This window comes from Ramlibacter sp. (assembly GCF_013697775.1).
GTDB lineage: Bacteria > Pseudomonadota > Gammaproteobacteria > Burkholderiales > Burkholderiaceae_C > Ramlibacter.
The window spans coordinates 1-8,217 of the sequence record NZ_JACCWG010000218.1 but is presented as its reverse complement, the minus strand read 5'-3'; the positions used below and the strand labels follow the sequence as shown (position 1 = coordinate 8,217).

At 68.6% G+C, this 8,217-nt stretch carries 8 protein-coding genes; 3 read left to right on the top strand and 5 right to left on the bottom strand.

Going from position 1 to position 8,217, the window contains the following annotated elements:
* Nucleotides 1-412: DMT family transporter (locus H0U68_RS10960; RefSeq protein ID WP_296355474.1), on the bottom strand; the 412-nt coding region annotated here is incomplete at its 3' end.
* Between the two features lie 109 nt (nt 413-521).
* Between H0U68_RS10960 and H0U68_RS10955 the strand changes: the two genes are divergently transcribed.
* The 3 genes from H0U68_RS10955 (at nt 522) to H0U68_RS10945 (ending at nt 2,791) form a co-directional block, all read left to right on the top strand.
* A complete protein-coding gene (locus H0U68_RS10955) occupies nt 522-1,505 on the top strand; it encodes a quinone oxidoreductase (RefSeq protein ID WP_296355472.1) in 984 nt (327 codons plus the stop codon).
* Nucleotides 1,502-2,299 carry an NUDIX domain-containing protein gene (locus H0U68_RS10950; RefSeq protein WP_296355470.1) on the top strand — a complete coding sequence of 266 codons (798 nt, stop codon included), beginning with the start codon at nt 1,502-1,504 and terminating at the stop codon, nt 2,297-2,299. Before H0U68_RS10955 ends, H0U68_RS10950 begins: the two co-directional genes overlap by 4 nt.
* 102 nt (nt 2,300-2,401) lie before the next feature.
* The gene (locus H0U68_RS10945; RefSeq protein WP_296355468.1) at nt 2,402-2,791 is read left to right on the top strand and encodes a response regulator; all 390 of its coding nucleotides are present in this window, start codon (nt 2,402-2,404) and stop codon (nt 2,789-2,791) included.
* A gap of 23 nt (nt 2,792-2,814) precedes the next feature.
* On the opposite strand, the gene H0U68_RS10940 is transcribed toward H0U68_RS10945, so the two are convergent.
* The 4 genes from H0U68_RS10940 to H0U68_RS10925 all read right to left on the bottom strand — a co-directional run.
* Complete coding sequence (locus tag H0U68_RS10940) at nt 2,815-4,482, bottom strand: Na/Pi cotransporter family protein (protein ID WP_296355466.1); 1,668 nt, start codon at nt 4,480-4,482, stop codon at nt 2,815-2,817.
* Between the two features lie 70 nt (nt 4,483-4,552).
* Nucleotides 4,553-5,062: a signal peptidase II gene (gene lspA, locus H0U68_RS10935; protein ID WP_296355464.1), complete on the bottom strand. Its 510-nt coding sequence runs from the start codon at nt 5,060-5,062 to the stop codon at nt 4,553-4,555.
* A complete protein-coding gene (gene ileS / locus H0U68_RS10930; protein WP_296355462.1) occupies nt 5,062-7,929 on the bottom strand; it encodes an isoleucine--tRNA ligase in 2,868 nt (955 codons plus the stop codon). Before ileS ends, lspA begins: the two co-directional genes overlap by 1 nt.
* Before the next feature lie 112 nt (nt 7,930-8,041).
* Nucleotides 8,042-8,217, bottom strand: a 176-nt coding sequence (locus H0U68_RS10925; protein ID WP_296355476.1) for a riboflavin kinase, incomplete at its 5' end; no start/stop codon positions are given.

The following is an 8,217-nucleotide window of genomic DNA, read 5'->3' as shown; positions in this document are numbered from 1 at the left end:
GCACGCCCACGATGGACATCAGCGCCCCCACGACCTGGCGTCCGGAGACACGCTGGCCGAAGAAGAGAGCACCCAGTGCCAACATCCACACCGGAACGCTGGCCGCCACCAGGGTCACGTTCAGCGGGGTGGAGGTGGTGAGCGCAAGGTATTGCAAGGCGTTGTAACAGCCTACGCCCAACAGGCCCAGCAGCGTGTAGCGCCGCCAGTGCGTCCACAGCGCGCTGCCGGGCCGCAGCACCTGGGCCGCAAAGGGCAGCAGCAGCAGGAAGGCCAGGGCCCAGCGCAGGAAGTTCAGCGTGATCGGCGGCACCAGGCCGTTCACAAGCCGTCCCACGACCGCGTTGCCAGCCCACAGCAGAGGCGGTACTGTCAGCAGGGCTGCGGTCGCGGGGGTGAGTCGGTGGTTCATCGGCGCGCACTTTAATGCAGCCATCGCTGCTGACGGAACCGGGCCGACCCCAACGGACAAGGGCTTTCCGTCGTGGCACGATGCACCAAAAAAGGAAAGGGATTCTGAAATGACCAAAGCTGTACGCATTCGCCAGACCGGCGGCCCCGAAGTGCTGGAGATCATGGATGTCGAGGTGGGCCAGCCCGGCCCCGGCGAGATCCGCATCCGCCACCATGCGCTGGGACTCAATTTCATCGACGTCTACCACCGCACCGGCCTCTACCCGATGCCCATGCCGGCCACGCTGGGCATGGAGGCCGCGGGTGTGGTGGAAGCCGTGGGCGAGGGCGTCACGCACCTCAAGGCCGGCGACCGCGCCGCCTATGCCAGCCAGCCGCCCGGCGCGTACTGTGAGGTGCGCGTGATGCCCGCCAAGTGCGTGTGCAAGCTGCCCGACGCGATCGATTTCGACACTGGCGCGGCCATGATGCTCAAGGGCCTCACGGCGCAGTACCTGCTCAAGCGCACGCTGCCCCAGGGCGGCCTGCAGGCGGGCGACTTCGTGCTGTTCCACGCGGTGGCCGGCGGCGTCGGCCTGATCGCCTGCCAGTGGGCGCGTGCACTGGGCTTGCAGCTCATTGGCACGGCCGGCTCCGACGAGAAGTGCGCGCTTGCCCGCGAGAACGGTGCCGCGCACGTCGTCAACTACAACACCGAGGACTTCCTGGCGCGGGTGAAGGACATCACCGGCGGCAAGGGCGTGAAGGTGGTGTACGACTCGGTCGGCAAGGACACCTGGGAGAAGTCGCTGGACTGCCTGCAGCCGTTCGGCCTGATGGCGACCTTCGGCAACGCGTCGGGCCCGGTGCCGCCGTTCGCGCCCGGCCTGCTGGCGAGCAAGGGCTCGCTGTACGTGACGCGCCAGACGCTGTTCACGCACATCGCCACGCGCGAAGCCACCCAGTCGATGGCCGACGACCTGTTCGAGGCGGTGACCAGCGGCAAGGTGAAGATCCACATCGCGCAGCGCTATCCCATGGAGCAGGTGCAGCAGGCGCACCGCGACCTGGAGGCGCGCAAGACGACCGGCTCCACGGTCCTGGGCCTGTGACGCGCCCGCAGCCCAGCGCTGCCTGGCTGCAGCGGCTGCGCACCCGCGCAGACGAACCACCGGCCAAGCCGCGCGCGGGCCTGTGGTGGGACGCGGTGGCCATCGGTTCGCTGGAGACCGATCTGCTGGAAGACCTGCTGCTGGACCTGCCGCCCACGCTGATGCAGCGGCGCGACGGCGCCACCGGCCCCGGCTGGCAGCTGCGCGGCGACCTCACGTCCAGCATCGGGCGGCTGGCCGCCGCCATCCGCCAGGCGGGCCTGGCGCCGAGTTGGCGCAACGAGCAGCTGGCGGTGCGCGGTGCGCGCGGCGAAACCCTGGGCACGGTCGAGCGCGGCGTCACGCGCATCCTGGGCATCGCCACGCACGCGGTGCACCTGGCGGGTTTCCTGCCCGACGGGCGCCACTGGGTGCAGCAGCGCGCCTTCGACAAGCCCAACGACCCCGGCATGTGGGACACGATGGTGGGCGGCATGGTGCCGGCCGGCGAGGCGCCCGAGCGCACGCTGGAGCGTGAGACCTGGGAAGAGGCGGGCCTGAAGCTGTCGGAGCTGCAGCGGCTGCGCCACGGCGGGCGCCTCACCTTGCGGCGGCCGGGCGGTGCGCGCGGCGGCTACATCATCCAGGAGGTGGACTGGTACACCGCCACCGTACCGGAGGGCGTCGTGCCGGTGAACCAGGACGGCGAGGTGGTGCAGTTCCGCCGCATGGACGCGGCCGAGATCTGCACCCGGCTCGAGCAGGAGGAATTCACCGTCGACGCCGCGCTTGTGCTCAGCCGGGAAGGCATCTGACGCACCACGCCTGACCGTGGGCTCCTACAGTTGCTCGGCCTTCGGCCTTGCACTCCGGCTGTTTGCGCAGCCATAAAGTTGCGCAAACGCCGGAGAAACACAATGAAGTTCAGAACGTTCATCGTCGAAGACAGCGCGACGATCCGTCAGAACCTCACCGAAACGCTGCAGGAGATGGCCCTGGTGGAGCCGGTGGGCAGCGCGGAGACGGAACATGACGCCAAGCGATGGCTGGCGCGCAACCCTGATGCCTGGGACCTGGTCATCGTCGACCTGTTCCTGCGCGAGGGCAGCGGCCTGAATGTGCTGGAGGCGTTGGCCAGGTGCAAGCGCGGCCAGCGCATCATCGTGCTGAGCAACCACGCCACGCGCGACGTGCGCTGGCGCTGCGCCCAGCTGGGTGCCGACGCCGTGTTCGATAAATCCACCGAGATCGACGAACTCATCGAATTTTGCATGAAGCACCTGGGCCGCGAACTCGAGGCGCACTGACGCTTCGCCTCGCGGCGGAGCCGTCAGCCTACTGGCGGCACCTCGCGCGGCAGGGCCGGTTGCCGCAGCCGGTTGGGTGCCAGCGCCCCGGCCGAGTCGAGGATCGGGTAGGCGATCGAGCAGATGTGCGAGTTGATCCGCTTCAGGTCGCTGATCAGGTCCAGGTGCAGCGAGCTGGTCTCGATGCTCTGCACCGTGTTGTCGGTCAGGCGCGTGAGGTGGGTGCCGGCGTAGGCGCGCTCCAGGTCCCGAAAGCGCGCCTTTTCCTCCAGCAGCTTCTGCGCGTCGCGCACCGAGCCGTTGAGGAACACGCTCATGCCCAGGCGCAGGTTGTCCACTAGGCGCGCGTGCAGCTCGCAGATCTCGGCCATGCCGGCGTCGGAGAAGCTGCGGCCCTTCTTGATCTTCTTGTCCTCGATGTCGATCAGCACGCGCTCGACGATGTCGCCGATCTGCTCCATGTTGATGGTGAAGCTGATGATGTCGGTCCAGCGCCGGCTCTCCTCCTCGCCCAGCGCCTCGCGCGAGATCTTGGTCAGGTAGTACTTGATCGCCGAATACAGCTGGTCGACCGTGTCGTCGAGCTTGCGCAGCTCCTGCGCCAGGCGCAGGTCGTTGTCGCGGATGACGCGCAGCATGCCCAGCAGCATGGTTTCCACCACGTCGGCCTGGTGCAGCGCCTCGCGAGCGGCGCAGGAGATGGCCAGCGATGGCGTGGCCAGCGCCGACGGATCCAGGTGGTGCGGCCGGCCCGCCACCACGTTCTGCTCGGCCGGCGGCAGCCAGCGCTCGACCCAGCGCGCCACCACGTGCGTCATGGCCATGAACAGCACGGCCAGCGCGGCATTGAAAAAGAGATGGAACAGCACCACCACCGTCGCGGCATTTCCCAGCGGCTGGGCATAGCGCAGCCACAGGCCGACGAAGGGCGCGGCCACCAGCACGCCCAGCGCCTTGAAGACGAGGTTGCCCATCGGCACCTGCCGCACTTCCGGGGCGGAGCGGGCCGTGGCCAGCACGCCCAGGAAGCCGCTGCCCAGGTTGGCACCCAGCACCAGGCCCATGGCCACTTCAGGCGGTACCGCGCCCGACACCGCAAGGGTGGCGGTCAGCAGCACGATGGCGAGGCTGGAGTAAGCGATGACGGCGAGCGCCGCGCCGACGGTGATCTCCAGCAGCATGTCGCTGGACAGCGACGCGAGCAGGGCCTTGATGGCCGGCGAGCGCACCATGATGGCGGTGGATTCGCCGATCAGCCGCAGCGCGAGCAGCATCAGCCCCAAGCCGATGAGCACGCGGCCGAAGCGGCCCACCGGGCTGGCCTGGCGCGAGATGAACAGCACCACGCCGACGAAGATGAACAGCGGCGACAGCCAGGACAGGTCGAATGAGAACACCACCGTCATCAGGCTGCTGCCGACGTCGGCGCCCAGCATCGCGGCCAGCGCGATGGGAAGGCGCATCAGCCCCTGGCCGACGAACGCGGCGACGATGAGCGCGGTGGCCGTGCTGGACTGCACCAGCGCGGTGACGCCGAGCCCGGCCAGGGCCGCGGCCGGCCGCCGGTCGATGCTGCGCGCCAGCACGTGACGCAGATTGGCGCCGAAGACCCGGAGGATGCCGGTGCGAACGAGATACGTGCCCCACACCAGCAGCGCCACGGCTGCCAGCAGGTTCAGCAGATGCTTCATGTTTGAAGCAATGATACGCCCGGCTCAGTCGGGCGGCACCCGGATTTGCCCGGCCTTCACACGGCTGCTGTCAGCGGCTGCGCCGCACCCGCAGCAGCTCGTCCAGGATCAGGCACGCCGCGCCGATGGTGATGGCCGCGTCGGCCACGTTGAACGCCGGAAAGTACCACCGGTTCTTCCAGTGGACCTGCAGGAAGTCCACCACGTAGCCATGCAGCAGCCGGTCCACCAGGTTGCCGATGGCGCCGCCCAGGATGCAGGCCAGCGCGAAGCAGAACAGCCGCTGGCCCGCGTGCGAGCGCAGCAGCCACAGGATGAAGCCGATCGCCGCGATGGCAATGCCGGTGAACAGCCAGCGCTGCCAACCCGACGCCGCCGCCAGGAACGAAAAGGCGGCGCCGGTGTTGTGGGCGCGCACCACGTTGAAGAAGCTGGTGATGGTGGTGGAATCGCCCAGGCGGTAGTAGCCCAGGATCAGCACCTTGGTGAACTGGTCGGCGATCAGGATGATCAGCGCCAGGCCCAGCCAGGGCAGCATGCCGCCGGCCGCGGAAGACGAGGAAGGGGCGCGGCGGGCCATCAGGCGTGCACCCGCGCTTCGCCCGCGCCGAACAGGTTGCTGGTGCAGCGGCCGCACAGCGTGGGATGCGCCGCATCGGTGCCGATGTCGGCGCGCCAGTGCCAGCAGCGCTCGCACTTGGTGTCGGCCGAGGGCTTGGCCTGCACCGCCAGCGTGTCGCCGGTCCGCAGTTCGACGGCCGAGGCGATGAAGACGAACTTCAGGTCCTCGCCCAGGCTGGCCAGCAGCGCGTGGTCCCCAGCCGGCGCCGTGACCACCAGGTTGGCCTGCAGCGACGAGCCCACCTGGCCCTTTTCGCGCAACGCCTCGATCTCCTTGTTGGCCAGCTCGCGGATCTCGCGGATGCGGTTCCACTTCGCCAGCAGTTCCCCGTCGGCCGCGCCGATCTCCGCGTACTCCTCGAAGAAGATCGACGGCGAGTTGCCGAACACCTTCCACGCTTCTTCCGCCGTGAAGCTGAGGAAGGGCGCCATCCAGCGCAGCATGGCGTGCGTGATGTTCCACAGCGCCGTCTGCGCGCTGCGCCGCGACAGCGATTTGGGCGCGGTGGTGTAGAGCCGGTCCTTCAGGATGTCGAGGTAGAACGCGCCCAGGTCTTCCGAGCAGTAGACCTGCAGCTTGGCCACCACCGGGTGGAACTCGTACACCTCGTAGTGCGCCAGCACCTCGGCCTGGAACTGCGCCGCGCGCGACAGCGCGTAGCGGTCGATCTCCAGCATGTCGGCCAGCGGCACCGCATCGGTTGTGGGATCGAAGTCGCTGATGTTGGCCAGCAGGAAGCGCAGCGTGTTGCGGATGCGGCGGTACGCATCGACCACGCGCGCCAGGATCTTGTCGTCGCCGGCGATGTCGCCGGAATAGTCGGAGGCCGCCACCCACAGGCGGATGATCTCGGCGCCCAGCTTCTTGCTAGTCTCCTGCGGATCGACGCCGTTGCCCTGCGACTTGCTCATCTTGCGGCCCTGGCTGTCCACGGTGAAGCCGTGCGTGAGCAGGCCGCGGTAGGGCGCGCGGCCGTACATCGCGCAGGCGGTGAGCAGCGAGGAATGGAACCAGCCGCGGTGCTGGTCGTGGCCTTCCAGGTACAGGTCGGCCTCGGGGCCGTTCTCGTGGCCGGCGCCGGGGTGCGAGCCCTTGAGCACCGTGGTGTGCGTGGTGCCGGAGTCGAACCACACCTCCAGGATGTCGGCGCTCTTGGTGTAGAGCGGCGCGTCGTCCCCAGCGCCCACCTTGGCCAGGATCTCCTGCGGCGTGGCCTTGCTCCAGGCCTCGATGCCGCCGGCTTCCACCATGTCGGCCGCCAGGTCCAGGATCTCCATGGTCTTGGGATGCAGCGCGTGCGTGTCCTGGTGCAGGAAGAAGGGCAGCGGCACGCCCCAGCTGCGCTGGCGGCTGATGCACCAGTCGGGCCGCCCGGCGATCATGTCGCGCAGCCGGCCCTGGCCGTTCTGCGGATAGAAGCTGGTGTCCTCGATGGCTTCCAGCGCCATCTGGCGCAGCGTCTTGGGCGCCTTGTCCTTCGTGAACACGCCTTCGCCCTCGTCCATGCGGATGAACCACTGAGCGGCGGCGCGGTAGATCACCGGCGTCTTGTGGCGCCAGCAGTGCGGGTAGCTGTGCACCAGCGGCTCGGTGGCGAACAGGCGCCCGGCCTTGTCCAGCGTGTCCAGGATGTGCGGCACGGCCTTCCAGATGTTTTCGCCGCCGAACAGCGCGAGGTCGCTCGCGTAACTGCCGTTGCCCTGCACCGGGTTCAGGATGTCGTCGTACTTCAGGCCGTGGCTCACGCAGCTGTTGAAGTCTTCCAGCCCGTAGGCGGGCGAGGAGTGCACGATGCCGGTGCCGTCCTCCGCGGTGGCGTAGTCGGCCAGGTAGACCGGCGCGAGCCGCTTGTAGGCTTCATCGACGTCGAACAGCGGATGGCGGAACAACATGCCGCCCAGCTTCTCGCCCCTGGTGGTGGCAACCACGGTGCCGGTGAGCTTGTAGCGCGCCAGGCATTTCTCCACCAGCACCTCGGCCAGCACGATGTAGCCGCGCGGCGTGTCGACCAGCGCGTAGACGATCTCCGGGTTGAGGTTCAGCGCCTGGTTGGCCGGGATGGTCCAGGCGGTGGTGGTCCAGATCACGACGAACACAGGCTTCGCTTGGGGCCCTTCGACAAGCTCAGGGCGAACGGAGAACGCCGCGGCCACCTTCGCGGGATCATCGGCCTGGAAGCCCACGTCCAGCGTCTGCGACTTCTTGTCGGCGTACTCGATCTCGAATTCGGCCAGCGAGGAGCCGCAGTCGAAGCACCAGTACACCGGCTTCAGGCCGCGGTAGACGAAGCCGCGCTCGATCAGGCGCTTGAGGACGCGGATCTCGCCGGCCTCGTTGCCGAAGTCCATCGTCCGGTACGGGTGCTCCCAGTCGCCGAGCACGCCGACCCGCTTGAAGTCGGCCATCTGCTGCGCGATCTGCTCGGTCGCGAAGGCGCGGCTGCGCGCCTGCACGTCGGCCCGGCTCAGCCCGCGGCCGAACGTCTTCTCGATCTGGTTCTCGATCGGCAGGCCGTGGCAGTCCCAGCCCGGCGTGTAGCGCGAGTCGAAGCCCGCAAGCTGCCGCGCCTTGACGATCATGTCCTTCAGGATCTTGTTGGCCGCGTGGCCGACGTGCAGCTGCCCGTTGGCGTAGGGCGGCCCGTCGTGAAGGACGAAGCGCGGCTTGCCGTGACGCGCCTCGCGCAGCCGCTGGTAGACGCCTTCGTCATTCCATTGCTCCACCCAGCCGGGCTCGCGCTTGGGCAGGTCGCCGCGCATCGGGAACGGCGTGTCGGGCAGGTTCAGCGTCTGGCGGTAGTCGGTCGACACGGGCGCGTCAGCCATGGCGGATCTTTGGACGGCCGCCGGCGTCAGGCGGCAGCGGGAAATCGGACACGCGGCGACCGGATCACCGATCGCGCGCAGAGAGCCGCGGCGCGCCGCGACGGCAGGCCGATCAAATTCGGTCGCGTGTCGTCTGCCGGCCGGTGGCGGCGTGCGCCGCCGCCTCGGCGGCGAGAAAGGCGCGCGCGTCGGCAGCATCGCCGGCGATCGCGGCGGCCAACGCGGTGAGCGAGTCGTAGCGCTTTTCGTCGCGCAGCTTGTGCAGGAGTTCCACCCGCACGAGTCTAC

What these genes read in the sequence shown, in the direction of transcription:
- lspA (WP_296355464.1), bottom strand. Translation starts at nt 5,062, where the DNA reads ATGGCCCGCCGCGCCCCTTCCTCGTCTTCCGCGGCCGGCGGCATGCTG.
- ileS (WP_296355462.1), bottom strand. Translation starts at nt 7,929, where the DNA reads ATGGCTGACGCGCCCGTGTCGACCGACTACCGCCAGACGCTGAACCTG.
- H0U68_RS10940 (WP_296355466.1), bottom strand. Translation starts at nt 4,482, where the DNA reads ATGAAGCATCTGCTGAACCTGCTGGCAGCCGTGGCGCTGCTGGTGTGG.
- H0U68_RS10945 (WP_296355468.1), top strand. Translation starts at nt 2,402, where the DNA reads ATGAAGTTCAGAACGTTCATCGTCGAAGACAGCGCGACGATCCGTCAG.
- H0U68_RS10955 (WP_296355472.1), top strand. Translation starts at nt 522, where the DNA reads ATGACCAAAGCTGTACGCATTCGCCAGACCGGCGGCCCCGAAGTGCTG.